This window comes from Levilactobacillus parabrevis ATCC 53295 (assembly GCF_001434055.1).
GTDB classification, from domain to species: domain Bacteria; phylum Bacillota; class Bacilli; order Lactobacillales; family Lactobacillaceae; genus Levilactobacillus; species Levilactobacillus parabrevis.
Genome location: NZ_AZCZ01000001.1, coordinates 89,817 through 115,760, shown reverse-complemented (window position 1 = coordinate 115,760; position 25,944 = coordinate 89,817). Strand labels below are relative to the sequence as shown.

Sequence of the window (25,944 nt, the reverse complement as noted above, 5' to 3'; positions counted from 1 at the left end):
CCGGGGAGAAACAAGCGTCCGGGCTAACACCGTCGTCACAGCAACCGCCACCCCTGACCTCCTGCGGCTGGGCAACAATGATGACTTTGCCTAGGCCGGTAAAAATGGTTCAACTGGCGTGGCTAGCCGATTTTCATGACGACCATTCTCTGATGGATCAAACCGGTCGTGTTTAATCTCACCAAGCCTCCCTGAAACCGGTTCCTTATGCCTTTGTCTGCGAGTCGGGTATAATGGAAGTAGCTATTATAGAAATGGAGTGAGTAACATGGCAGAAAAGAATGTGTTTCATATCAACGGCTACTTGGGCTTGTTGATTGTTCTGGCTTTGTTCATCGGTGGGGGTTGGATGATTTTTGAAAACATTATGGTTCCCCTGGCGATTATTATTTTAGTTTTGGCCGTCTTGGCTGCTAGCAGTCTGACCATTATTAGTCCTAATCAATCTAAGGTTTTGACGTTCTTTGGTCGTTACATCGGGACGATTCGGGAAGCTGGCCTGTATTTGACGGTGCCACTGACCAATAAGTCCACGGTCTCACTGCGGGTTCGAAACTTTAACAGTGCCATTCTGAAGGTCAATGATCTTCAAGGGAACCCGGTTGAAATTGCGGCGGTGATCGTCTTCAAAGTTGTCGATACCAGTAAGGCCCTGTTCTCCGTAGAAGACTACGAGCAATTCGTGGAGATTCAAAGTGAATCGGCCATTCGTCACGTAGCGTCTGAATATGCCTATGATAATTTTGGCGACGGCGAGGCCCTGACGTTACGGAGCAACCCGACCGAGGTTTCTAACCATTTGACGGAAGAACTGCAGGAGCGGCTGAACGTGGCCGGGGTCAAGATTATTGAAACCCGATTGACCCATTTGGCCTATGCCACCGAAATTGCGTCCGCAATGTTACAGCGGCAACAATCACAGGCTATTTTGTCAGCACGGAAGATCATCGTGGAAGGTGCCGTGTCCATTACCGAAGGCGCCATCAGTCGGTTGGCCAACGAAACCGACCTGGAACTCAGCGACAACCAAAAATTACAACTGATTAACAACATGATGGTGTCAATCATCAATGAACGGGGATCCCAACCGGTCATTAATACTGGTAAAATAGAGTCATAATGACTTGTCGCTAAATGATATGTCAGCGGATAAAATTGGCTTAGTCTACTTAAGAGGCTAATTGATTTAGAAAATATTTAGACAGCTTCGGCAGAGGTTACTGGACCGAACACGTCAGTGATTTTTACGGGCAGCGAGTTTTATAAGAGTACCGCTAGTCTTAGACGGAGGAGGTCAGGGCGTAGCCAGCTGTGACGATGGCGTTAACACGGGTGAATTTCCCGTGTTTACGGCATGGGACGAGCTTTAAGCTACGCCTGAACTTGGTGTAGCTTAAAGTCGAGGTGTGAGACCGTTTCTCAGGCTCACACTGGTCCCCACAGCAGGCGGAACCCTGACAGCCGCAGGCGGCAGTTAACATGGAAAGGCATCAGAAAAGAAAAATCACTGGAGGGTAACAAGATGGATGAACAGATAGGGGAGTTGCAGCAGCAGCTCGCGACCCTGAATGCAGAGTTAAAAAAAGGGACGGTTTTTCAGTCTCTGGGGCCGCAGCTGGGGCAATTGATGGATGGAATCCACCGGCGGCGACGCACCCCCGTCACGTTACCCGATGACCAGGATGGCATCGAGGAGCTACTGAATACGCTGCGTGGTCGGCTCGAAAAGAATCAGCCATTGGCGCTTTCCTTAAAGGACTTGGATCGCCTGCTCCATCACTTGGCGTCCCCTAATCCCGCCATTCGTTACAATGGGATCAACTTTACCGTGTACGATGCCTTGCAGCAAAATGCGTTGGGTGTCAACGATATGGTGACTTTAGTTAACTTCCTGAGTCGTGACGAGGCGTTGTTTAGCCACATCCTCGAACCCACCAACGCGGCAATCTTTGGTCGGGCAGGATCGGCTTCCTTGCTGGCGGTCGCTCTTCACTTTGTTGCGGAGAACGATGCCCAGGGGATGTTGGACTACAGCCACCTAGTCAATCAGGTGGCCACCTATATCTGTTTGGAGACCGACACCCGGGGATTTATCAATCAACAGGGCTGGGCTCACGCGTACGCCGCAATCATTGACCTGCTGACGGTGTTGGCGGAGACGGATATTTTACCGCGAGCCGACAAGCTCTTCCTCCTGATGACCTTGATTGAACGTCTGAAGCGGTTGACCACGCCGCTGATCTATGGGGAAAACGACCGAATGGCAACCTACTTTGTGACGTTGACCAATCGGCACCCCTTGTATGAAACGACGCTGATAAACGCATTGAAGCAGTGGCGGCTGGCCGTAGCTCGCCGTCGACGGCCGGACAACCTGGCGGGGTGGAATCAGTTCTTTAACCGCAAGCGGCTGTCCGATGCCCTCCGACTGAGAAATGATGCTAGTCCGAAACTTAAAAAATATCTCAATTCAACTATCGATTTTTTAGGCTGAAATTTACCGAAAAATATATTCAATTTTTTAGAGAAATGGTATACTGTAGGCTAACCGAAATATATACGATAGGATGAGTGACAAAATGGATACAAAAACAAAGTTACATGTAGGTCTATTATTCGGTGGTAATTCTTCGGAACATGACGTTTCTAAGCGTTCAGCCCACAACATCTATGACGCGATGGACAAGTCACGTTACAACGTTAGTTTATTCTTACTGACGCGTGATGGTTTCGTCTTAAGTGACGCTGCTTCCCGGCGCGTCTTTGATGGTGAAGATGAAGCAACGGTCGCTGCTGAAGAACAAGCCCAAGTAGACGCTACGAACCCATTGGCACCCATTTGGAATTTATCTCAAGCAAAGGATATTGATGTTTTCTTCCCAATTATTCATGGTAATTTGGGTGAAGACGGTACGATCCAAGGGCTTTTCCGTTTACTGAAAAAGCCTTTCGTGGGGAGTGGCGTCTTGGCATCAGCGACGGCCTTTGATAAGGATATGACGAAGCAAGTTCTGACGACCCACGGCATTCGGAACACGAAGTACGTGGTCATCACGCCTGAAAACCGCGACGAGTACGATTATGCCACGGTTTCCGAGAAGTTGGGGACGAACGTCTTCATCAAGCCTGCCAACCAAGGTTCCTCAGTCGGTATTCACAAAGCCGGAAACGCAGAAGAATTTAACGCGGGTGTCGCTGATGCCTTCCGTTATGACTTCAAAGTGATGGTAGAAGAAACGATTGCAGGTCCTGAGGAAGTCGAAATTTCCATTTTGGGTAACGAACATCCGCAAGCATCCAAGTTGGGTGCAATCCGGGTGCCAGAATCCGATGTGTTCTACGACTACAACAACAAGTTCGTTGATGCCAGTGGTGTGACCTTCGAAGTGCCAGTTGAATTACCAGCTGAACTCACGACGGAAATCACAACGATGGGTCTGCGGGCATATGCAGCCTTGGGCTTAAAGGGTATGGCACGAATTGACTACTTGGTTTCCAAGGATGGCGTCCCTTACGTTGGTGAGGTCAACACCTTACCTGGGTTCACCAACATCAGCTTGTACCCACAGTTGTGGCAAGCTTCCGGGATTAGTTATGCGGACTTAATTGACCGCTTGATTGAACTGGCCTTAGAAGAATTCAAGTATCAAGATGAATTGGCTTACGATTTCATTCCGTTAGATAACAACTCGGCAGCATCAACTTACAAGCCGAAAAAGTAGATTTTACTGATAACCGGTATGAAGCGGAGACGTTTCGTACCGGTTTTTTTGTTGGTTCATGAGTGGTGAAAGGGGAGGCTGTTGTTTTGCGAGAGTTTGGACGCCGTCTGGTGAAAAGTTGGTGCGTGGGAATATTGACGCCGGGGATGTTACTCGGTTGGGAACTGGTCGCCGGATTGTTTGCGCTGGTTCGCTGGTCTGGCCAGCGCCCGGGATGGTCGACGAGCTTAATTTTCGCCACGCTAGCCTTAGGGGTGGCGATTGCCGGTCAGTTCACGCAATTAACGCGACTGTTCACCGGGACACCGATTCCGGACTGGCAAACGAGTTGGCGGCTAGCTTGGCGATATAAGTGGCGTTGGTTAGTGGTGGAGCTTTGGGTGGCCATCCTTGCCCTGCCACTGGGGTCGTGGGGGCTGAGTAGCCGGATTCTGGTTCGGCTACCGTTAGCGGCGAGCTGGGTCAACTTCGTGTCGCTTCATCGGCGGCCGGTCGTACTGGTGGCCGCCGTTATCTATCTACTTCTGGTTGGCTATCTGTTGTTGTGGGGCCCCCGACATTTCCGCCGGTTGACACCGCAACTGAAGCGACCGGGAACAGTAGGCCAAATGGCTGGCGGACTCCTCGTCTGTGGTCTGTTAACGTTTGGCTGGTGGCTAGTCAGCGAAGGCCTAGTGTGGGTCAATGCGCAGGCCGGTCGCTATGCTTCGACGCAGGTGGCCGTTAGTGGGCTTACAGTCTCGTTGGCTGGCGTCCTTCTGTTGTTTGCCGTGACCAGCATCTTAGGGGCGCTTACGGTTGTGTGGAGTTGGTGTGGTCAACCCAACTTGTCGGCGATAATCGACTCTAGCAGAGGCCATCGTCGTTGGTGGTCCATTATCGGCGGTGTGGCCTGTTTGGGGCTGGGCGGGGTCATTGTTCAACAGACACTGACCCAGCAGCCGCAGTTTGCGCCTACAGCCTTGATTAGCCATCGAGGGGTCGACCATGCTTGGGGCGTTCAGAACACCATTGCGGCCCTGCGGCACGTGAGCAGTGAACATCCGACCTATGTGGAGATGGATCTCCACGAGACGAAGGACCATCAGTGGGTCGTGCTCCACGATGAAAATTTGCGGGTTCTCGCGGCGCGAAACGTCACACCACACCAGTTGACACTTCGCCAACTAGAACGGCTGACAGTCCACGAGAATGGGCAATCTACGTCGTTGGCCGGATGGCCTGCCTATTTGCGGGCAGCGGAACGGTTGCATCAGCCACTGATGGTAGAACTCAAGACGACGCCACGGGACTCGGCGGGGATGACTCGCCGCTTTGCTCGGCAGTACGGGCAGCGACTGATCCGCGACCATGACGTTGTCCACTCCCTGGACTATCGGGTAGTGGCGCAGCTTCGGCAGCGGGTGCCTCGGCTGCAAGTTGGCTATATCTTGCCTTTCAACTGGATAGCCCCCCAGTCGGTGCCGGCGGATTTCTACTCCTTCCAGCAAATCTCAGCTAGCCAACAATTTATCTTGGCGGCTCATCAGATGGGGGTGCCTGCCTACATTTGGACGCCGGATTCGCGAGCAAAGATGACGCGGATGTGGGCGTTGGGAGCGGACGGCCAGATTACGAATGAGCTGCGGCGATTGCGGGCAGTTACGCGACAGTCACCACAGCGTCAGGGGTGGGCCGTGCTCCAGAACTTTATTTATAGCTATTAACCAATTGCTAATCAAGTAAATGCTTACTAAAAGTACGAATAATATTAACGATTAAAGAATTAATATACGACTGATTGTGGCCGTTTATTAATTCTTTTATTTTTAAATGATAAAATGGTATAGACAGATTAAAGTTCCTTAATAAATTAGCATTATGCTTGTAATTCCCCCTGAATCACTTATCATGGTAATTAAGATAAAGAGGCCAAGTTTGGCCAGTCATTACCAGGGGATGAATATTAACGCCTATTATGATTTATGGTCGGGGAACCGGCGTTGATGACGTTTGCGTAATGTTCGGATTTATCGGTTGACAGCTACCTAACGTTACGAATCGTAGGGAGAGATAAGATGCGTTTATTAGGGAATAAGGTTAAACAATACCGGAAACAGAAGAATTTGTCGCAACAGGAATTGGCCGAAGGAATCTGCACCCAAGCGACCGTCAGTTTGATGGAAAAGAAAGATAAGTTACCTAGCATTAAGATCATTTTACAGATCTGCCGGCGACTGAACATTTCATTAAATGATGTTTTATCGGGACTGGGTAGCGGGTTGGACGAACAGTTTAGTTGTATTTCGCAAGCAGTTCGGCGCGAGGATTATTCGCTGGCAGCCGAGATGCTGGCCAAGATGAATATGACTAACGTCCAAAATGGATTTGACCGCGAACGCTATCATTATTATCGTGGGTTTATTGAAATGGGGGCCCGGCAACGACCGGACGAAGCTATTTTCCACTTTAATTTATTACTGCACCGTTCCCATCGGATGCCGTGGGACTTGTACGCAATCGTGGGTAATGTCGGGATGGCAGATGCCTACATGGCGCGGCAGGAGTTGGATAAGACGCGTTACTACCTGAATGCGGCCAGCAACTATCTGGATGACTTCGAATGGCATGACGAAGAAAACTTCCAACGGATGATCTGGGCACGCTACCGTATTGCCAAGATGTACCTCGACTTAGATCAGCCACAAATGGTGATTGAAAACGTTGAGGCGGCGTTGCGGGCGGTTAAGCACCAGGCTTCACTATACTTAATTGATGTCTTGTATGAGCTGAAGGGGCAGGCGGAACAAGCCTTGTTGGCGACCGCCGCTGCGAAGCGCAGTTTGGTGATTGCTCGCACCCTTGCTTTGGTCACGCATAATGTGGCCCTACAAGAACGATTGACGCCGCAGATTGGCGCAATGCTAACTGAATAACTTAGAGCCGACAGGTCATGGTGCCTGCCGGCTTTTTAGGTAGGCCCCATGATTTAGACGAAAAAAGTACCGCCACCCTAGGGATGACGGTACTTGGTTTTAAGAATGTTCGTAATTATCTTTCAGACTTCGTGTTCTTAGCTGGCCGGTTGTTCTGGTCGGTCCGAACCACGATAACGTCGCAGACAGCGGTCCGAGTGACGTATTCGGTCACGGAACCAATGAGTAACCGTTCCACCGCGTTTAGCCCGGTAGCACCGATCATGATAAGGTCAGTGTCGTTGTCTCGTGGAACGTCACGGGCAATAATGGTCTTTGGTGCACCGTATTCGATGGCGTAGTCGATGCTTTCTAAGCCATCGGCTTTGGCATCGACCACGTATTTATCCAGTGTCTTCTTCGCTGTTTCCGTAACTTGTTCAACCATGCTGGTATCGAAGCTGGAAATATTTTGGAAAGCCCGCGTATCAACAACGTGAACGAGATGTAAATCAGCATCGTTACGCTTAGCAACAGCGACCGCTTTCTTGAAGGCTAACTCGGCCTCGTATGAACCGTCAACTGGAACTAAAATGTGCTTGTATTGTTGTAACATATTGTTCACCTCTCATTACTTTATACTCTTATCATACGTTATTTAACGCCAAATAAAAAGCAATATGGTGAAAAAAGGTGGAAAACTTGGAAACGGTTACCGCTTTGGAAACCAATGCAAAAGCATCAGTTGGAAAGTCATGATTGCGATGACCCCAGCTAGTAAAGTTAGTGAAATAAAGATGGTATTGTTCATGATGGTGGCGATGGCTGCCAGCACACCGATGATCATGAGAATCGACCCACAGATAACGAGGACGCGACTTAAGTTGGGAAATTCCTCCGGGTGAAAGACCAGGAAGGGCCGTTGGCGGTGGCTAAAAGCAAAGTAGCCGATACCAAACGAGAGTAGGGTGTAGCAAATCATAAGAATCGTGATGACCATGAGGGGCCTCCTTGAGTTTTTTGAAAAAATTAGTTTTTTGATTAATGGGACGTTACTGGTGCCGTGTTAGAGTGGCGAACCTGCGCTGGACCACGAGCCAGTCACCGTCAATCTATTTAGGATAGCACACTGACACCAAAAGAAAAGGACCATTCAATGGAATGGCCCTCAAAGCACGAATGCTTTTGATGATCTAAGTGGTGCCGTTAATTGTCTAGTCATGTTGACCCGCGATGACAAATGCAGGGGGGAGAGCGTGGCAGAGCGTCTGACTTCCAAGTGAAAAGGCATGTCATCTTCTCTGCCCTTAGGCAATCCCGTTTTATAATTACTTGTTCGGCAACTTGTAGTGAGACAACGCGTACACCTTAGAACCACTTGTATAGTAGCATATTTTTATAAAAAATTCAATTCGTTACGTTCGATTGGCCCGGCGCAGACGCTCGTATTGTTCGGCCAATTGGCTTTCAAAACGGCCATTTGTCTTAGGGTGATAGTACTGTGCGTCACGGAGAGTATCCGGCAAATATTGCTGCTTGACCCAGTCATTCGGGAAGTCATGAGGAAACTGGTAGGCAGTACCGTGACCTAACTTTTTGGCTCCCACGTAATGGGCGTCCTTCAATCGGTCGGGCACCGCCCCGTTGTGCCCGTTCATCACGTCTTCCAGGGCCGCATCCATGGCAGTGATTCCGGAGTTGGATTTGGGCGACAGGCAGAGCTCAATGACCGCATCGGCGAGGGGAATCCGCCCCTCGGGTAAGCCCAGTTGTTGAGCCGCCGTGACTGCTTGAACGGTTCGAGCTGCGGCTGGTAGGTTGGCCATGCCAATGTCTTCGTAGGCGATCACCATGAGCCGGCGGCAGATCGACGGCAGATCACCCGCAGCGACCAATTGCCCCAGGTAGTGGAGAGCGGCATCGGTGTCGCTCCCTCGAATTGATTTTTGAAAAGCCGAAATCACATCATAGTGGGCATCGCCGTTTTTGTCGCCAACCAACGCCCGGCGTTGAAAGCAGGCCTCGGCAACTTCTAGCGTAATGTGAATGTGGTCGTCATCGCCAGGTGGTGTTGACTGTGCGGCGAGTTCCAGGCCATTCAAGGCACTTCGTAAGTCGCCGTTAGTTGCCCCCGCCATGAAGTGAAAGGCGTCATCGTCAATATCTAACGGGAGGTCACCCAGGCCGCGTTCCTTATCGGTAATAGCGCGGCGTAGAGCCGTTTCGATGTCGTCTAAGGATAACGGATGAACCTCGAAAATTTGCGTTCGACTCCGAATGGCCGGGTTGATGTTGATGTAGGGATTTTCAGTGGTCGCACCGATCAGAATGATTCGGCCGCTCTCCAAGTGGGGGAGCAGGAAGTCTTGTTTGGTCTTGTCCAGCCGGTGAATTTCATCCAAGAGAAGAATGACGGTGCCACTCATCTTGGCTTCGGCCGCTACGACTTGGAGATCCTTCTTGGAATCGGTCGCCGCGTTTAGCTTGCGGAAGGCATACTTGGTCGATCCAGCAATCGCGCTGGCGATGCTGGTCTTCCCGGTGCCCGGCGGTCCGTAGAGAATCATAGATGAGAGTAATTTTGCCGCAACCATCCGGGCAATGATTTTGCCCGGGCCGACCAAGTCCTGTTGGCCGACCACGTCTTCTAAACGCTGTGGTCGCATGCGGTAAGCAAGTGGTTGTGCCAAAAAGTGAAGCTCCTTTCGTTACTTGCCCAGGAGTTTATCCAGTAGGGACTTCTTCTGAGTATCGGTATCTGTGTGGGCCTGGTCAGGGTACTTTTTTGCCAGTGTGATGGGGTTGTCGTTGATGGCGTGGTCACTGGCGATGATCAAACCATAGTCGTCGGCAGCCATCCCATAGAAAATATCGTTACGAATCGTAAACTTTAGATTGTGTTGTGCGGCCAATTTCATATAAGGCGCGAGATCAGCCTGCGCAATGTGACCGTTTAGGATGATTTGATAATCGGGATGAGCCGTGATCTCAGTGACGAAGGCGTCCAAATTACTTCGGTCGTTGACTTCGGCGATGGTCATGGCCAACGACACCCGTTCCCGGAAAGTTCCCAGGTAGCGGCGTTGCTCGTCCGGATTGACTTTCGGTGCACCAAAGGTAGAATTCTGTAAATGTTTGTCCATCTGACTCTTTTCAGCCATGTCTAATCCCTCTTTTCAAGTTAGTGTTGTTAGTATACCATGGAATCAAAGGGACTTTCAGTGAGGGGGACTCATCATGTATCAAGACCAGGATTTTCACGTGTTTGATGACCAGACGTTGCCGGGACGACTAGGTAAGATTCAGGCGTATATTGATCCCAAGTTTACGGCAACCGTAGCTGATTTGGCACCGGTTTTCGCGAAGCTAAGTATGCCAATCTATGACCATATTTCCCAGCACCGGCGCCGGACGAAGAATCCGCCGACCGATACCTGGGTGGCTTTCAGTACATCTAAGCGGGGCTATAAAATGTTGCCACACATTGAAATTGGCTTCTGGGACGACCGTTTCTTTATTTGGTTGGCGGTGTTGCAGGAAGCCAAGGAGCGGCAGGCGTTGCTGAGTAGTCTGAAGGAAGATCTGGTGCTGCAGTTGCCGGCTGGATTTGAATGCGGTGGCGATCATACCGATAAGAATGCCGGCGTTCCGTTGACGCGGGAGGCTTATCAGGAACTGATGGCCACGCAAACACAGCGTCATGCCGAATGGCAGGTGGGGCGGAATTATCTGCGCGGGGATACCTTCTTCACGTTAACACCAGCCGCGCAGGCGCAAGTGATTCGTGACGATGTGACGGCCTTATTGCCGATCTATGACCAACTGATTCGACTTTAATCGTTGTAGAAGAATAGTGGGGACTGGTTGCAATCCCCACGGGGGACGGGTAGTCTTAAAACTAGCTTGCATAATCGGGGAGGATTTTTGTGATAAATATACTTAAAAAATGGTGGCAGAGTCCACTGACAGCCTACTATGGCGCACTACTCTTACTGATCATCATCGCGTGGTGTGCTCGAGGCTTTCTGTCATTAGCGTTGTTCACCATCATTTTCATTTACTTAGGCAATGCGGCCATTGTGGGGATTGAACGGCACTTGCACCTACATCATTTACTGTCGACGTTGCTGGTCTACCTGTTGTTTTTAGGTGTGCTGGTCGCAGCATTTGGCCAGATTATCCCGCCGCTGGTGTCCGAGGCTTCTGGTCTGCCACATACCTTGAATGAATTGGTTCGGACCTATCCACAGTTGGAGTCGTCACTGACCAAGCTAGTCAAGAATCTGACCCAGAACGCGACGGTCATTAGCAATGGTAAGGCAATGCTGTCTAGCGGGATGGTGAAGTTGTCACGGTTCAGTTCTGGCGTTGAAACGGTGATTCTAGCGTTCTTCTTCAGCTTCATCTTTAATCTGACTAAGGCACAATTACAGCGGTTCGTGCACGCCTTTACCAAGAGCCGATTTGCGGGGCTCTTTGTACCGATGGGAAATTTAGTTTTGAAGTTTGTCCACATCTTTGGAACGGTTATCGAAACGCAATTGATTATTTGCACGATCAATACCATTTTGATGGTGTTGGGTCTCTGGTTGATTGGGATGCCAAGCTTGTTAATTCTAGGAATCATGGTCTTCTTCCTAGGCTTGATTCCAGTGGCTGGGGTCTTAATTTCGATGATTCCATTGGTCATCATTGCCTTTGTCACGGGTGGTCTGATCCGCGTGATCGAGGTGTTGGTGCTGGTCGTGGTGATTCACATGTTCGAGTCGTACTTCCTTCATCCACGGCTAATGGCTAACGCCACCAACCTGCCAATCTTCGTGACCTTCATTACGTTAATTGTGAGTGAACAGATTTTTGGTGCGTGGGGACTGATCGTTGGGGTGCCACTGGTAGCATTCTTCCTGGACGTGTTCGACGTGCAGTTGAAGGTGAAATCAGAGACGTTACCGACGCCGACTGATCACGCTTAAAGTTGAGTAGAAAATAAGCTGTGCATCCCGAGTAAGTAGGGGATGCACAGCTTATTTGGCATCATTAGTGCATGACTAATTTCGCTATTAAGAAAATCACGAGCAGGCCAGCGTAGTAGGCGAGCGTTTTGTTCGTAACCTTCGGCGTCTTACTGTGACGGTCGCGGAGCCACAGGAAGAAGACGACTAGCAAGGCAATGACGGCCAAGCCAAGCAGAATGTTTAAGACCAATGACAGGCTCATGACGAGATTCAAAATGGGCATGGTGAAGCCTCCAATATGTAGGTTCTGCAGCTTTTAACGCCGGTCTGCATGGTTGGGCGCAATGATGCTCTTGTTGAATAAATACGTGCAAATGCTGTTCATATGGGGAATAATATTTTAGCTGTTTATCAAATACTTAACTTGCTAATAACATCTTAATCAAATAAACTAGAATTGTGAGGAGGAATCATGTATGCAAAATTTCAATTCGTTTCGTGTTTCCACCCTAACTAAAGTAACGAACTTGGCCACGTTAAAAGTGATAAGATCAATTGCCAAAGGCTTTTCAATATCTACCAATCGTACCATAAGTGCGCAAAAGAGTCAGACATCTCAGCAAGCAATTGCCAGTGATTGGAAAAAGATTGGTAAAGACATGAAATTTGGGGTAGTCAAGTATGACAGAAAGCTTACCAGACAAACAGTCAAAGATAAGCGATAAAAACAACGTTGGTAGTAGAACTGATATTCTTGATAAGTTGGAGAACTTACCTTCTGAGGATCAGGAAAAAATCATTGCCACAATGGAAATGTATTCTGGTCCGATACCTCATCCAGCAATCCTTGAAGGATATGAAAAACTTTATCCAGGGGCAGCAAAAGAGATTATTGAGAATGGTGTGCAAGAGTCTCAGCATCGTCGCAAGCTGGAAACAAAACGGCAGGCACGCCGGGGGCATCTGGCATGGTTTACATTGGGTAGTTTAGTTCTTGTAACAATTTTACTGCTAGTTGGGTCATTTGTCTTGATCATGAACAATCACAGAATTATCGGGACAGTATTTGGCGCAGGAGGTTTCTTAGTATTTTTAGGAAGCCTCGTCGATCAGGTTAATGCTTTGTCAGGTAAAGATGATATTTCAACTGATAAAAATGATGAAGATAATTAAATAAGTTTGTATGCATCGCGCCCTCTTGGCTGTCGTAATTAGCTGGAAGGGTGCGATGCATATTTTTATGGTGTCATACATTCGGATGATAGAGGAGTCTTACCAACCAGTTACACGTGATTGATGGATAAGCTTGACCGTGATCTTTATTTTTTGAATAAGTAAAACGCCCCTCCCATGGAAAGGGCGTATCTCCATAGTTTTTGGCGCTGTCCTATAAATCTCACGTAAAATCAGTTGTAGCTAATGGTTGGTTGAAAGTTTTGGTAATAAAAAAGCCCCGCCAACCGGCGAGACTTCTTCAAACCAATCAAGACGTTAATCTTAACGGTTGTAGTATTCAACGATAAGTGAATCGTCGAGTTCTGCATCTAATTCTTCACGTTGAGGGAAGCGGGTAAGGGAACCTTCCAACTTGTCAGCGTCGAATTGGACGTATTGTGGACGACCAACAACGGCTTCAACAGCGCCCTTGATGATTGCCATGTCCTTAGACTTTTCACGAACGGAGATAACTTGGCCAACTTCGACTTCGTATGAAGGGATGTCAACGCGCTTGCCATCAACCGTGATGTGACCATGGTTAACCAATTGACGAGCTTGACGACGAGTCGTTGCCAAACCTAAACGGTAAACCATGTTGTCAAGACGACGTTCGAGTAAGATCATGAAGTTAGTACCATGGGTACCTTCAGAGATCTTGCCGGCACGCTTGAACAAGTTGTAGAATTGACGTTCAGTCATGCCGTAAGTGAACCGGAGCTTTTGCTTTTCACGCAATTGCGTACCGTATTCAGATAACTTTTGACGACGACCTTGACCATGATCACCAGGTGCGTAAGGACGACGGTTTAATTCTTTACCAGTGCCGGAAAGGGATACCCCTAAACGACGGGAAATACGCCAGCTTGGGCCAGTGTAACGAGACATAGATAGTTCCTCCAATAAAATATTATTTGGAGTAAAATAAGCTGTATATAAGTTTAGTATTCGTGCAGGTTGCTTTGCAGGTTTCACCGTATGCAGCCGCAGGTTACTTCCTGAACCAATTGAACGGCAACAATCTGTTGACGAGCTTACCACTTATCGCTGCATTATTTTACACAAGCACCAGTATAACCAGAAACACTAGGCTTTGTCAATGTGTTTTAGCAAAACGCGCGCGAATTCTTCCAATACTTCTTGGTCTTCAGTAGTGAATCGGCCCTTGCTAGGGGAGTCAATATCCATGACGCCCAGCTTGGTACCGTCGTTCAAGGTGAGGGGCACCACGACTTCGGCGTTGCTGGCGGAATCACAGGCGATGTGGCCAGCGAATTCGTGGACGTCGGCGACCAGTTGGGTTTCTTGCGTGGCTAAGCCAGTACCGCAGACTCCGTGACCATTTTCGATGTGCACACAGGCAACGTTACCCTGGAAGGGTCCCAGAATCAGATCGTCCGTTTCAGGCTGATACAGATAAAAGCCCGCCCAGTTAACATCCGTCAGGGTTTGCTTGAGTAGGGCAGATGCATTGGCAAGGTTCGCCACGAGATTCGTTTCCTCATATAGGAGGGCGTCAAGTTGTTCGGTAATTAAAGGATTGATACGATCACTCATGAAAAGGCCTCCATTGTTTTAGCATTAATTGTTTGATTATAGCCAGAAAGGTTAAGAGAATCATGAAAACGTAGTGAAGCCAGTGCGTCACTTATGCTATAATCAAGATTAGATTAAATTATAAAGTGAACCGAGTTATTTTACAACTCGTTTAAACGTTGAAATGTTGATGAAGGATGGGGTCAAAATGATTGTACTAATAGGAATCGTCATACTTGCGATTGCCGCGTACGTTGGCTTGTTGGTGTACCAGCAACGGATTCGGCGCCAAGTCGCGACGCTAACTACGAAAAAGGAAGCGATGGAAGCCATTCCGTTAAAGGATGAGCTGCAATTGGTGGGGCAATTGAGCCTAACTGGGCAATCGTTAGAGGACTACGAAAACTTGCAGTCCGATTTCTCTGAAATCACCGAGAACCGCTTTACCCGAATCGATGATCAGTTGGCCCAACTCCTAAGTGACTCGCGAGGAGTCAACTTGATTCAGTTGCGGCAAAATCTCACCAAGGTTACGACTTTAGTCGATCAGACCGATGAACTGATTAAGTCCGTTCAGGAACAGTTGACCCACCTCCAAGAAGTCGATAAGCAACACCGAGCCGCCGTGAAGGAATTGGAACAGAAGTATCAGGGCCTGCGGAAGACACTGTTGGCCAAAAACTTTGCCTTTGGTCCCAGCATCGATGGCTTAGAGGAACAGTTGAGTCAATTAGAAGATAACTTTGACACCTTCTCACGGTTAACGCAAGAAGGCGACCATCAACGGGCTGCCGATGTGTTGAATCAGTTACACGATGATACGGCTGTGTTGGAAGGCTTGATTAAAGCCATTCCACCACTGTATAAGGATCTGACGGTCGTCTTCCCCGACCAAGTCAAGGAACTTCGGAGTGGTTACCAACAGTTGAGTGCTGATAATTATCACTTTGGCGATCAAAACGTTCCCGAGATGATCAGTACCATCGAGGACCACATCAGCGCCAACCTTGATACGTTAGGCGATTTACGACCTGACGATGCCAAGGTCGTCAATGACCGGATCGCCACGCAAATCGATAGTATTTATGACCTGATGCAAACGGAAATTGATGCCAAGTCGCCAGTTGAAGCTAATCTGGATGGTGTCGCAAAGTTTATTGCCCACGCGCAAAACCAAAGCCACGCGCTGATGGCTGAGCTCGATCGGTTGAGTCAAAACTACACGTTGGATCATCAAGAGATCGAAACTGCGCGTGAACTTAACGAACAGTTGCGAGGCATCGACGGCATTTATCAACGAGACATGCAAGACCTGACCGGTAAGACGGCCACGTACTCACAAGTGTTGGCTCACCAAGAACAGCAACAAAAGGACCTGGAACAGATTGAACAGCAACAGGCTGACATCTTGAAGAGCGTTGCCGGTCTCGCCGATGAAGAGAAGCAGGCCAGAGACACCTTACAGCAATTCGATTTTGATTTACATAGTTTGCGGCGGCAAGTTGAGAACTTAAATCTTCCGGGCATTCCTCAAACTTATCTGGACTACTTCTTCGTTGTACGTGACGAGGTGGCCCAACTAGCAACGGATATGGATCAACCCCAGATCGACATGGAACGGATCACCAAGCAATTGCTGATCATTCAGACTGATTTGGACACGTTGCAGGAGAAAACTGATGATCTGATCGACAGTTCCGAGTTGGCGGAACAGCTGTTGCAGTACGCTAACCGTTACCAGACCAGTCACGAGAACGTCGCCACTGCCAGCAAGGAAGCGGCCGACTTGTTCGAGAACAAGCATCAGTACGCCAAGGCGTTGGAAACCATTGCCACCGTGCTGGACGAAGTGGAACCCGGGTCTTACAAACGCTTAGAAGATGCCTATTACCAAAGTAAAGGTAAGGAAAAGCCTAAGCGCGACACGGACGACACTAAGTAATCTGAATAATACTGAGAAAGCCATTGTGACGGAATGAGTCCGTTATGATGGCTTTTTGCTTGCTTGCAGATCAGGATGGGGGAGGCGTGGCGGGTGAATGCTAGCTTAGTCGGAGGTAGCTGTAGGCGGCGGGTTTCACCATTAGTTTGGCCAAGTGTTCACTAGTTTTGCGAGCAGGGGGCTTGTGGGAAAGAACGATTGTGTTTATAATGAGAAAGAATTTCTATCGGAGTCGAACCAATAGAAAACGGATAAGAGGGTTCAGGATGATTTATTTTGATAACAGTGCGACCACCAAGGCAGCGCCCGAAGTGGTCGATACTTATGCAAAGGTAAGCGCGAATTACTGGGGGAATCCCTCGAGTTTGCACAAGTTTGGTGAACAGGCATTTAACCTGTTGGAACAGTCTCGGCAGCAGATTGCCGACCTGGTCGGCGCTAAGCTGAGTGAGATTCTCTTCACCAGTGGTGGTACCGAGGGGGATAACTGGGCCATCAAGGGGACGGCCATGGTCAAACGTGAATTTGGGAACCACTTGATCACGACCGAAGTGGAACATCCTGCCGTTCACAACTCTATGGAACAATTGAAACAGGACGGTTTTGAAGTGACTTATTTGCCCGTTGATGAAAACGGACGGGTCTCCGCAGCCGACCTGCGCGCTGCGATTAAGCCCAGCACGATTCTGGTGTCCACGATGGCCGTTAACAATGAAATCGGTGCGGTTCAGCCGCTCGATGAAATTGCTGACGTCTTACGTGACTTCCCCCGGATTCACTGGCATATTGATGCCGTTCAGGGAATCGGTAAGGGTTTAGCCGACAAAATCTTTAATGATCGGGTGGACTTCGTAACCTTCTCAGGTCACAAGTTCCACGCACCACGGGGCATTGGTTTCATGTACAAACGCCAAGGCCGGACCATCGCACCATTGATGGCCGGTGGGGGTCAGGAACGTAACCTACGTTCCGGTACTGAAAACCTGCCTGCTATCGCCGCAATGGCTAAAGCTCTACGGCTGTTACTTGATGGTGAAGCCGACAAGGTGAAGCGTCAGCGCGACATTCGGTTAGCCATTCTGCATCACGTGGAAAGCTTCCCGAACGTCACGATCTTCTCTAAAGACTTACCCGTTTTCGCACCCCACATCTTGTGCTTTGCGATTGCTGGTGTTCGTGGGGAAACCATCGTTCACGCTTTCGAGGAACATGATATTTACATCTCAACGACCAGCGCTTGCTCCTCTAAGAAGCACGTTGAATCCAGTACGTTACATGCCATGAAGGTCGATGACGGTATCGCAACCAGCGCCGTCCGGATCTCCTTGGATGAACACAATACCATGGCGGAAGCCGAGGAATTCAACCGCGTTTTTGATCAACTCTACACACAATTTGCAAAATTAAATTAATTTACGAAAGGGGTCGCGCAATGGAATACAGCGAAATCATGGTCCGTTACGGCGAGCTGTCGACGAAGGGTAAGAACAAGAAAGACTTCATCAAGCAGCTTGGTCAAAACGTGCGTAAGGCACTCGGTACCTTTGAAGGTATCGAAGTCAAGGCACAACACGACCGCTTACACGTCACCTTAAATGGGGCGGACTCAGATGCCGTAATGAAGCGATTGAAGGGTGTTTTCGGGATCGAAAACTTCTCGCCTTCGGTTAAGGTTGCTAAGGACATCGACGAAATCAAGCAAACGGCCATCGCCATGGTCAAGGAAGTCTTCAAGCCAGGGATGACCTTTAAGATCAACACCCGGCGGCAAGATAAGGAATTTCAGTACGACACTTACCAGATGAACGAAATCATGGGGAGTACGTTGCTGGAGGCTATTCCTGAACTGACCGTTAAAATGAAGCACCCCGACCTGGAACTGCGGGTCGAAGTACGGATGAACGGGGTCTTCCTGTCTGGCGAAACCATTCAAGGGGCCGGCGGGTTACCCGTTGGTACCGGTGGTAAGGCCGTCATGATGCTGTCTGGGGGGATTGACTCTCCAGTGGCTTCCTACTACGCTTTACGGCGTGGGGTGAAGATCGATATGATTCACTTCTACAGTCCGCCATACACGTCGGAACAAGCCTTAGCAAAGGCCAAGGAACTGACGGCACGGTTGGCTGGGTACTCTGGTGGTATTCAGTTCATCCAGGTGCCGTTTGCTAAGATTCAGGAAACCATCAAGGAAAAAGTTCCCGAAGGTTACCTGATGACCGTTCAACGGCGCTTGATGTTGCGGTTGACCGCAGCAATTGCTGAAAAGCGGCACGCCAAGGGAATCTTCAACGGAGAGTCTCTGGGCCAAGTGGCTTCACAGACATTGGAAAGTATGGCGGCCATCAACGATGTGACCTCCATGCCAATCCTGCGGCCACTGCTTTCTATGGACAAGACGGAAATCATTAAGGTTGCCGAAGATATCGACACCTACGATCTTTCCATCCTGCCATACGAAGACTGCTGTACCATCTTCACGCCACCAGCACCCAAGACGCACCCCGACTTGGAAAAGTCCCGGAAGTACGAAGGGTACATCGACGTTGAAGGCTTGATGAAGGAAGCCCTCGATGGCATTGTCATCTCCGAAATTCGTCCTGGTGATAATTACCTGAATCAAAACGAAGACGTCTTCGCAGAATTACTTTAATCAGAAACAAGACTTAACGCTCTGAGCAGTCGCTTGGGGCGTTTTTTTAGTTGAGAATCTGCTAGTGGTCTACTTGAGGTAACCTTGGTGATGCCGGAATTAGAATGCGAGTAAGTCTATCAATTAGAGCTTGGTGCTGCTTTTAAAAGCATTGCCGGAGCAAATTTCAACGAGTCGAGGGACCAAACGTGAGTTTTTCATGATTTTATAGCAAAATGCTTGTCAGGACCCCCTATGTTGCGGGATAATTGAACCAGTAATCGGTATAGTACCGATGTATATTTTGAAGGGGTTGATCTGCGTGGATGTAACACGGCTCGGCAGTACAATGACTCTCTCTGGCACACCGCCAGAGGTTGGAGATCAGTTACCAAAGTTTAAAGTGTTTGATCAGAACAATGTCAAAGTTAAGACGGCAAATTTGATTGGAAAAGTAACTTTGATCAGTGTTGTCCCGGATCTTGAAACGCCCGTTTGCACATTGCAAACTCGGAAATTCACCCAACAGGCGGACCACTATCCAGCAGCTAAGTTCTGCACGATCTCAAACAATTCCATTGCTGAACAGACCGGCTGGTGTGCCGCTCAGGGTGTGGAAAACGTCGACTTGTTATCCGATGAAGAATTATCATTCGGTTACGAAATGGGTCTGTACGTTCCTAACCTGGGCAACTTGGCTCGGTCTATCTGGATTATTGATGATGCGGGTAAGATCGTTTACCGACAAATCGTCACTGAACAATCCGACGAACCGAATTACTTGGAAGCCATCGAGGCTTTGGAAAAATTAGTACCACGTGTTGACCTTTAGGCCAAAATTGCGTAGACTATGTAAAAGTAGCGTTGAACAAGTCAGTAGCGTCGAGGGGATTGCTCAGAGAGCCGGGAATGCTGAAAACCGGTGAATCACCTGACGTGAAAGTAGCTTGCGAGCTGCTGGGCTGAACCAACAGTAAGCCCAGACCGGAGCACTCTCCGTTAACAAAGAAGTTAAGTGGGGCATAAACGCCCAATTTAGGTGGTACCGCGAAGACTCTTCGTCCTAATTTTTAGGATGGGGAGTCTTTTTGTATTCACCGACAGTTAACTTGATTCGTTGTAGGTGTTGCAAAAGACGAAGCTAAACGTTAAGTGAGTGACAGTTAGCCAGTAAGAGACAAGAAAGGAATTGATTCATATGGCAGACAAGCAAACCGACATGCCTACCAAGTATGACCCGACCGCCATTGAAGCCGGCCGGTACCAAACTTGGTTAGACGAAGATGTTTTTAAACCTAGTGGTGACAAGAAAGCCACCCCTTATTCCATCGTTTTACCCCCACCAAATGTTACCGGGAAACTGCATTTAGGTCACGCCTGGGACACGACCTTGCAAGACATGATCATCCGGCAAAAGCGGATGCAAGGCTTTGACACACTCTGGCTTCCAGGGATGGACCACGCGGGGATTGCCACGCAGGCTAAGGTTGAAGCCCGGCTGCGTGAACAAGGCATTACCCGTTACGACCTCGGTCGTGAGAAGTTCATCGACAAGGTTTGGGAATGGAAGGACGAATACGCCGCAACCATTCACAAGCAATGGGCCAAGATGGGGTTGTCCATGGATTACTCCCGCGAACGCTTTACCTTAGATGATGGCTTATCCGATGCCGTTAAGAAGGTCTTCGTTGCTCTGTACAAGAAGGGCCTGATCTACCGGGGCGAGTACATCATCAACTGGGATCCACAAGCCCGGACTGCACTTTCTGACATCGAAGTTATTCACAAGGATGACAAGGGTGCCTTCTACCACGTGAAATACCCGTTTGCCAATCCAGATGACACGTTCAACGGCAAGCACTACATCGAAATCGCCACGACGCGTCCTGAAACCATGATGGGGGATACCGCCGTTGCCGTTAACCCCGATGACGACCGGTACAAGGACTTGGTTGGCAAGAAGGTTATCTTGCCACTGGCCAATCGCGAAATTCCGATCATTGCCGACCAATACGTCGACATCAACTTCGGAACGGGGATGGTGAAGATTACGCCAGCCCACGATCCTAATGACTTCTTAGTTGGGAACCGCCACAACCTCGAACGGATCAACACCATGAACGAAGACGCTTCGATGAATGATCGCGCCGGTAAGTACGCTGGCATGGACCGTTTCGACGCCCGTAAGGCCATGGTTGCCGACCTGGACGACCAGGGATTATTGATCAAGGTTGATCCAATCGTCCATTCCGTTGGGCATTCTGAACGGACTGGGGTTCAAGTCGAAGCCCGGCTGTCCACGCAATGGTTCGTGAAGATGAAGCCACTCGCCGAAGAAGCCATCAAGAACCAAGAGGGTGACAACGCGGTTGATTTCGTGCCAGAACGTTTCGAAAATACCTTTACGCAGTGGATGGAAAACGTCCATGACTGGGTTATTTCTCGTCAACTTTGGTGGGGTCACCGGATTCCAGCCTGGTACAACAAGAAGACCGGCGAAGTTTACGTTAACGAAGAAGCACCTAAGGACATCGAAAACTGGGAACAAGATCCAGATGTGTTGGACACTTGGTTCTCCAGTGCCCTCTGGCCATTCTCCACGATGGGCTGGCCTAACGAAGACAGCGCCGACTTCAAGCGCTACTTCCCAACCGATACCTTGGTTACCGGTTACGACATCATCTTCTTCTGGGTTTCCCGGATGATCTTCCAAAGTCTTGAATTTACTGGTAAGCGGCCGTTCAAACACGTGCTCTTACACGGATTGATTCGGGCCGAAGACGGTCGTAAGATGAGTAAGTCCCTGGGTAACGGAATCGATCCAATGGACGTCATCGACAAGTACGGGGCCGATGCGTTGCGTTGGTTCCTGTCTACCGGCTCAACGGCAGGCCAAGACGTGCGGTTCAGTTATGACAAGATGGATTCCGCTTGGAACTTCATCAACAAGATCTGGAACGCCAGCCGGTTCGTGATCATGAACTTGGGTGAAAACACTAAGCCAGTGGTTCCCGCAACCGACAAGTGGGATCTGACCGACAAGTGGATTCTGAGTCGTTTGAACGATACGGTTAACCACGTCACCGAAATGTTCGACAAGTTCGAATTCGGTGAAGCTGGCCGTTCCCTGTACAACTTTATCTGGAACGACTTCTGTGACTGGTATATTGAAATGAGTAAGGAAGTCTTGACCGGCGATGATGAAGCTGCCAAGGCAACTAAGCAAGACTTGTTGGCCTACGTCTTAGACCAAACCTTGCGCTTGCTCCAACCAATCATGCCATTCGTGACCGAAGCCATCTGGCAAGCCATGCCACATGACGGCAAGTCCTTAGTGACCGCTGCTTACCCAGTGGATCACCCCGAATTTGCCAATGCCGAAGCTGAAAGCGACATGACGAGCCTGATCGACCTGATCAAGGCTGTCCGGAACATCCGGGCCGAAGCCAACGCGCCAATGTCTACGCCAATCGACCTGCAGATCAAGACTAGCGATGCCAAGTTACAGAGCGTCTTTGAAAATAACCGTGACTTTATCGACCGGTTCGTTCATCCAAAGGACTTTGCAATTGGCGCTGACTTGACCGCACCTAAGCTGGCCATGACGTCGGTTATCACTGGTGCCGAAGTTTCCGTACCGTTGGCTGAATTGGTCGACCTGAACGATGAAGCCGCCCGTTTGGACAAGGAAGTTGCCAAGTTTACGGCCGAAGTGCAACGCGCGACCAAGAAGTTAGGTAACGAACGCTTCGTTGCTAACGCCCCAGAAGACGTGGTTAACGCCGAACGCGACAAGCAAACGGATAACCAAAAGAAGCTGGAAGCAACGCAACAACGTTTGGCTGATATTAAGGCTCAACTGTAAGACAATCATATGAGTTTACTGAAGTCATCATTCCTGTAGGGGAGTGGTGACTTTTTTGAGCGGTGTCACAAGCTTGGCCCACACTTAATACTAATGTAAAAAGACTGGAATTGGTGTCAGTGTTTGCAAGATGTTTAACCTTTCTCAATGAAGAGCACACCTAATTTTATGAATTCTGGAAATTTCTCAATAGAAATTGTAGATATAGTTGATGAATGTTTACGGGAAATATATACGTGAAATAATTAGTTCAGCAATTATAGTACTGAGCTTTCTCCTAATAATCTTTAATTTGTTCTTCAATTGAATACAATGGATATTGTTAACGTTAGTCAAAGCGCTTTGATAATCCGTATTTATAGAGGTAATCAAATTGAATGTTAAAAAAGCTATGTTGGCTTCTTGACAATTTTAGCTGTGCTTGGAACCGGTATACCAGCAATATCTGATATTACTGTCCACGCTGCAGATGTTTCAAATCAGACAGGGACCACCGTGCCTAATAATGCTATTGATTCTCTTACACCTGAAAGAATTGCTGATACGCCTTCCTATATGCAATTGTTAAGAACTAATTCTTCGACGGTATACGACGCTTCATCAGATACAACGACAATCTCCATTACGGACTTTCAAATGAGAAATATCTTAAGTGGATTGGGATTTGACCAAATAGATCTAGGTATGCTAGGGCTTCAACGAATTTCAGGGGTTACGAAGGTGAAGTTTTACGGTAGAAAGAGAAGCGGAAATGCTAATGTTTATTTATCAGCTAGTATGTTAAACCGCGTAAAGAAGTCTGCTACTAGTGCAGCAGTTTCTGCTATCTTTGCTTTATTTGCATTTCCATTGGGACCTGTTGGAGGACTTGCTTGGGGCACCATCAACTTTGCTAGTAAACAATTAGTAACTGCCGCAATTCATGCAAATGTAAACAAGTTCAAGGCAGGACGGATTTTTAAGGTTCGCAGTTGGAAATATAAAGGTTGGAGTTATCAATAAAATTAGGTGATCGTATGGGATGGTATAGAAGAATTTCCAATCGCTACAGTCACGCATATACGCCGAAAGCTGTTAATCGTGTCATGCCAATTACAGGATTTTCTTTACTTGTTGCCAGTATTGCTCTATTGAGCCTTACCAAGTTACATGACTGGGGGTTCGGATTGTATGGTGTTTCGATACTTGCATGGAGCGATTATATCTCAGTTAAGCTTGCACAACATAAAGTGGGGATTATAGGCAGTCTCTTCGTTGCTTATGGTTTATTTGCAGTTGTGCTGGGTGGGGCTGTCTTGATTCTTCTCGCAATTATTTTTGGTGAATAATATGCTAGCTCGATGAGAATGACGTTGCTTTTTGTTCTATAGTTGATGACAACCAGTCTCAGTTTTAATATTTGAAAAATCAGTCAAACCTCATCGTTTGGCTGATTTTTTGTACATGGTGTTAAAAATGGGTCGACACTTAATACTAATGTAAAAAGGCTGGAATTGGTGTCAGTGTTTGCAAGATGTTTACCCCTTCTTAACGTTTTGGTGAGGTTATCTAAGTGTATGAGTGGACTAGACTAATGGTTGGAAATTTGAGGATAATTGTTAGTTTTCTTGTGACGTTATCGTAGGCGCAGATAATGTGCAGCAATGATGTCGATTATCGGCAACATAGTCGAAACGTGTTTCAGCAGGCAGCCAGTTGTGCTTAATCCCATCAGGCATAAAATCCAGGCCCGGGATTTTTTCCCTGATGACGTTAATGCTCGCTGGCTAAGCGCTTGCTTCCACACTCTGGGGAAATCTGCTACACTAAGAAACAGTGACGCAAGCGGGAGGTTTTCATTTTGGTAAAAACGTACGCTGAAGCCCTGCAGTTCATTCACGGTCGGGACCGCTTCAAGAAGAAGCCGACCCTGGACCGGATGCGGCAATTCATGCACATCCTGGGTGACCCACAGGAAAAGTTAAATATGATTCACGTCGCCGGAACCAACGGTAAGGGGTCCACGGTGGCTTTTTTACGGGATATGTTCATGGCCGAGGGCCAGACGGTGGGGACCTTTACCTCACCGTTCATTACCCGCTTCAATGAACGCATCAGCACGGATGGTCAGCCCATCAGTGACACGGATCTGGTGGCTATGGTTAATCGGATTCAACCAGTGGTGGCTCGATTGGACGAGGAGCTCGCCGAAGAAGGGCCGACTGAATTTGAGATTGATACGGCCCTGATGTTCTGCTACTTCGCGAGCTATCCGGTAGACATTGTCGTGGTCGAGGTTGGCCTCGGTGGTCTGTACGATTCGACCAACATTATCACGCCGGCCGTCTCGGTCATCACGACGATTGGCATGGATCACATGAAGATCTTAGGGGATACGATTCCTAAGATTGCTACGCAGAAGGCGGGGATCATTAAGCCGGGTGTACCGGTAGTTTGTGGACGTTTGACACCGGACGCGCTGGCGGTCATGGATCAGACCGCTAGTGAAAATCAAACCGACGTTCGCGCATTAGGTCGCGATTTTACGGTGAAAAATCAACCTGAGTCGGGTTGGGGCGAACGCTTCGCCTACACTTGGGCAGACCATCGCTGGCCACATTTGGAGATTGACCTGTTGGGACAGTATCAAATTGACAATGCGACCACCGCGCTCACGGCCTTCATCACGTATCATCAGGCTCGACATTTGCCACTCGAGATTGCCGACATTCGTGAGGGTCTGAAGCATACAGCATGGCCGGGACGCTTTGAACGGCTGAACGATGAACCCCTGATTGCCATTGATGGGGCCCACAACGAGCCCGCCATGGTGGAGATGGCCCAGCTGTTGCGGCAGCATTTTGCTCAGCAGGATATTACGATTATTCTGGCGGTATTGGCAGATAAACAATATGACCAAATGGTAAAGACACTGTTGCAAGTGCGTAACGTCCACATTATCGTGACCCAATTTCAGGGGCCGGGTAAGCGGGCAGCCGCGACGCCCCAAGCACTGGAAGGCGCCGTTGCCGCTAGCAAGCGTGTGACGATGGCAGATAACTGGCCGAGCGCTCTCAAGACGGCGCTGAATAACATTTCCGGGGACAGTTTAATTCTGTTGACCGGGTCGCTTTACTTTATTTCAGAGGTACGGCAATATTTTACGGATTCAGAAAAATAAATCAGCTTTTTTTACGGAGTTAGTCT

24 protein-coding genes and 1 other annotated feature are annotated in these 25,944 nt (G+C 48.7%); of the genes, 17 read left to right on the top strand and 7 right to left on the bottom strand.

The annotated features are described in order from the left end of the window. Positions 1–268: 268 nt before the first annotated feature. The 5 genes from FD07_RS00525 to FD07_RS00505 all read left to right on the top strand — a co-directional run bounded on the left by FD07_RS00525 (position 269) and on the right by FD07_RS00505 (position 6,637). Positions 269–1,120 (top strand): SPFH domain-containing protein, encoded by an 852-nt coding sequence (locus FD07_RS00525; protein ID WP_020088394.1) that lies wholly within the window; start codon positions 269–271, stop codon positions 1,118–1,120. Between the two features lie 402 nt (positions 1,121–1,522). Continuing rightward, positions 1,523–2,494, top strand: a complete 972-nt coding sequence (locus tag FD07_RS00520) for a DUF2785 domain-containing protein (RefSeq protein WP_020088393.1) — start codon at positions 1,523–1,525, stop codon at positions 2,492–2,494. Between the two features lie 85 nt (positions 2,495–2,579). Then, complete coding sequence (locus tag FD07_RS00515; RefSeq protein WP_020088392.1) at positions 2,580–3,722, top strand: D-alanine--D-alanine ligase family protein; 1,143 nt, start codon at positions 2,580–2,582, stop codon at positions 3,720–3,722. Between the two features lie 86 nt (positions 3,723–3,808). After that, positions 3,809–5,428 carry a glycerophosphodiester phosphodiesterase gene (locus FD07_RS00510; protein ID WP_155823021.1) on the top strand — a complete coding sequence of 540 codons (1,620 nt, stop codon included), beginning with the start codon at positions 3,809–3,811 and terminating at the stop codon, positions 5,426–5,428. Positions 5,429–5,779: 351 nt separating this feature from the next. After that, a complete protein-coding gene (locus FD07_RS00505; protein WP_020088390.1) occupies positions 5,780–6,637 on the top strand; it encodes a helix-turn-helix transcriptional regulator in 858 nt (285 codons plus the stop codon). A gap of 115 nt (positions 6,638–6,752) precedes the next feature. Here the strand turns inward: FD07_RS00505 and FD07_RS00500 are convergent, their stop codons facing one another. The 4 genes from FD07_RS00500 to FD07_RS00485 all read right to left on the bottom strand — a co-directional run bounded on the left by FD07_RS00500 (position 6,753) and on the right by FD07_RS00485 (position 9,777). Continuing rightward, entirely contained in the window at positions 6,753–7,232 is a 480-nt protein-coding gene (locus tag FD07_RS00500) for a universal stress protein (RefSeq protein WP_020088389.1), read from the bottom strand. Between the two features lie 96 nt (positions 7,233–7,328). Continuing rightward, complete coding sequence (locus FD07_RS00495; RefSeq protein ID WP_020088388.1) at positions 7,329–7,616, bottom strand: hypothetical protein; 288 nt, start codon at positions 7,614–7,616, stop codon at positions 7,329–7,331. A gap of 415 nt (positions 7,617–8,031) precedes the next feature. Continuing rightward, positions 8,032–9,306: a replication-associated recombination protein A gene (locus tag FD07_RS00490; protein ID WP_020088387.1), complete on the bottom strand. Its 1,275-nt coding sequence runs from the start codon at positions 9,304–9,306 to the stop codon at positions 8,032–8,034. Between the two features lie 18 nt (positions 9,307–9,324). Continuing rightward, positions 9,325–9,777: a YueI family protein gene (locus FD07_RS00485; protein ID WP_020088386.1), complete on the bottom strand. Its 453-nt coding sequence runs from the start codon at positions 9,775–9,777 to the stop codon at positions 9,325–9,327. Positions 9,778–9,853: 76 nt separating this feature from the next. Between FD07_RS00485 and FD07_RS00480 the strand changes: the two genes are divergently transcribed. Then, positions 9,854–10,453 (top strand): DUF1054 family protein, encoded by a 600-nt coding sequence (locus tag FD07_RS00480; protein WP_020088385.1) that lies wholly within the window; start codon positions 9,854–9,856, stop codon positions 10,451–10,453. An 89-nt stretch (positions 10,454–10,542) separates the two neighbouring features. Further along, on the top strand, positions 10,543–11,589 hold the full coding sequence (locus FD07_RS00475; RefSeq protein WP_020088384.1) for an AI-2E family transporter: 1,047 nt from the start codon (positions 10,543–10,545) through the stop codon (positions 11,587–11,589). Between the two features lie 64 nt (positions 11,590–11,653). Here FD07_RS00475 and FD07_RS00470 read toward each other — a convergent pair whose 3' ends face one another. Further along, complete coding sequence (locus FD07_RS00470; RefSeq protein ID WP_020088383.1) at positions 11,654–11,854, bottom strand: hypothetical protein; 201 nt, start codon at positions 11,852–11,854, stop codon at positions 11,654–11,656. Between the two features lie 193 nt (positions 11,855–12,047). Here FD07_RS00470 and FD07_RS12440 point away from each other — a divergent pair, with 193 nt between their 5' ends. After that, the gene (locus FD07_RS12440; RefSeq protein WP_020088382.1) at positions 12,048–12,296 is read left to right on the top strand and encodes a hypothetical protein; all 249 of its coding nucleotides are present in this window, start codon (positions 12,048–12,050) and stop codon (positions 12,294–12,296) included. Beyond that, entirely contained in the window at positions 12,253–12,744 is a 492-nt protein-coding gene (locus FD07_RS00460; protein WP_020088381.1) for a DUF2335 domain-containing protein, read from the top strand. The genes FD07_RS12440 and FD07_RS00460 overlap by 44 nt, the downstream gene beginning before the upstream one ends. Positions 12,745–13,068: 324 nt before the next feature. On the opposite strand, the gene rpsD is transcribed toward FD07_RS00460, so the two are convergent. Both rpsD and FD07_RS00450 read right to left on the bottom strand, forming a co-directional pair. After that, complete coding sequence (rpsD, locus tag FD07_RS00455; RefSeq protein WP_020088380.1) at positions 13,069–13,674, bottom strand: 30S ribosomal protein S4; 606 nt, start codon at positions 13,672–13,674, stop codon at positions 13,069–13,071. A gap of 198 nt (positions 13,675–13,872) precedes the next feature. Next, entirely contained in the window at positions 13,873–14,343 is a 471-nt protein-coding gene (locus FD07_RS00450; protein ID WP_020088379.1) for a GAF domain-containing protein, read from the bottom strand. A gap of 187 nt (positions 14,344–14,530) precedes the next feature. On the opposite strand from FD07_RS00450, the gene ezrA reads away from it, so the two are divergent. The 8 genes from ezrA to FD07_RS00410 all read left to right on the top strand — a co-directional run bounded on the left by ezrA (position 14,531) and on the right by FD07_RS00410 (position 25,918). Beyond that, positions 14,531–16,264, top strand: a complete 1,734-nt coding sequence (ezrA, locus tag FD07_RS00445; protein ID WP_020088378.1) for a septation ring formation regulator EzrA — start codon at positions 14,531–14,533, stop codon at positions 16,262–16,264. Positions 16,265–16,530: 266 nt separating this feature from the next. Continuing rightward, positions 16,531–17,676, top strand: a complete 1,146-nt coding sequence (locus FD07_RS00440; protein ID WP_020088377.1) for a cysteine desulfurase family protein — start codon at positions 16,531–16,533, stop codon at positions 17,674–17,676. A gap of 20 nt (positions 17,677–17,696) precedes the next feature. Continuing rightward, entirely contained in the window at positions 17,697–18,914 is a 1,218-nt protein-coding gene (gene thiI, locus FD07_RS00435; RefSeq protein WP_020088376.1) for a tRNA uracil 4-sulfurtransferase ThiI, read from the top strand. 301 nt (positions 18,915–19,215) lie between these two features. Then, positions 19,216–19,725, top strand: coding sequence for a thiol peroxidase (locus tag FD07_RS00430; protein ID WP_020088375.1), 510 nt, complete (start codon positions 19,216–19,218; stop codon positions 19,723–19,725). A 23-nt stretch (positions 19,726–19,748) separates the two neighbouring features. Then, positions 19,749–19,962 (top strand) — a binding site (T-box leader). A 129-nt stretch (positions 19,963–20,091) separates the two neighbouring features. Then, complete coding sequence (locus FD07_RS00425) at positions 20,092–22,758, top strand: valine--tRNA ligase (protein WP_020088374.1); 2,667 nt, start codon at positions 20,092–20,094, stop codon at positions 22,756–22,758. 402 nt (positions 22,759–23,160) lie between these two features. Next, the gene (locus FD07_RS00420) at positions 23,161–23,760 is read left to right on the top strand and encodes a hypothetical protein (protein WP_057161925.1); all 600 of its coding nucleotides are present in this window, start codon (positions 23,161–23,163) and stop codon (positions 23,758–23,760) included. After that, complete coding sequence (locus tag FD07_RS00415) at positions 23,745–24,086, top strand: hypothetical protein (protein WP_027825878.1); 342 nt, start codon at positions 23,745–23,747, stop codon at positions 24,084–24,086. Before FD07_RS00420 ends, FD07_RS00415 begins: the two co-directional genes overlap by 16 nt. Before the next feature lie 512 nt (positions 24,087–24,598). After that, positions 24,599–25,918, top strand: coding sequence for a bifunctional folylpolyglutamate synthase/dihydrofolate synthase (locus FD07_RS00410; protein WP_020088371.1), 1,320 nt, complete (start codon positions 24,599–24,601; stop codon positions 25,916–25,918). Positions 25,919–25,944 lie beyond the last annotated feature (26 nt).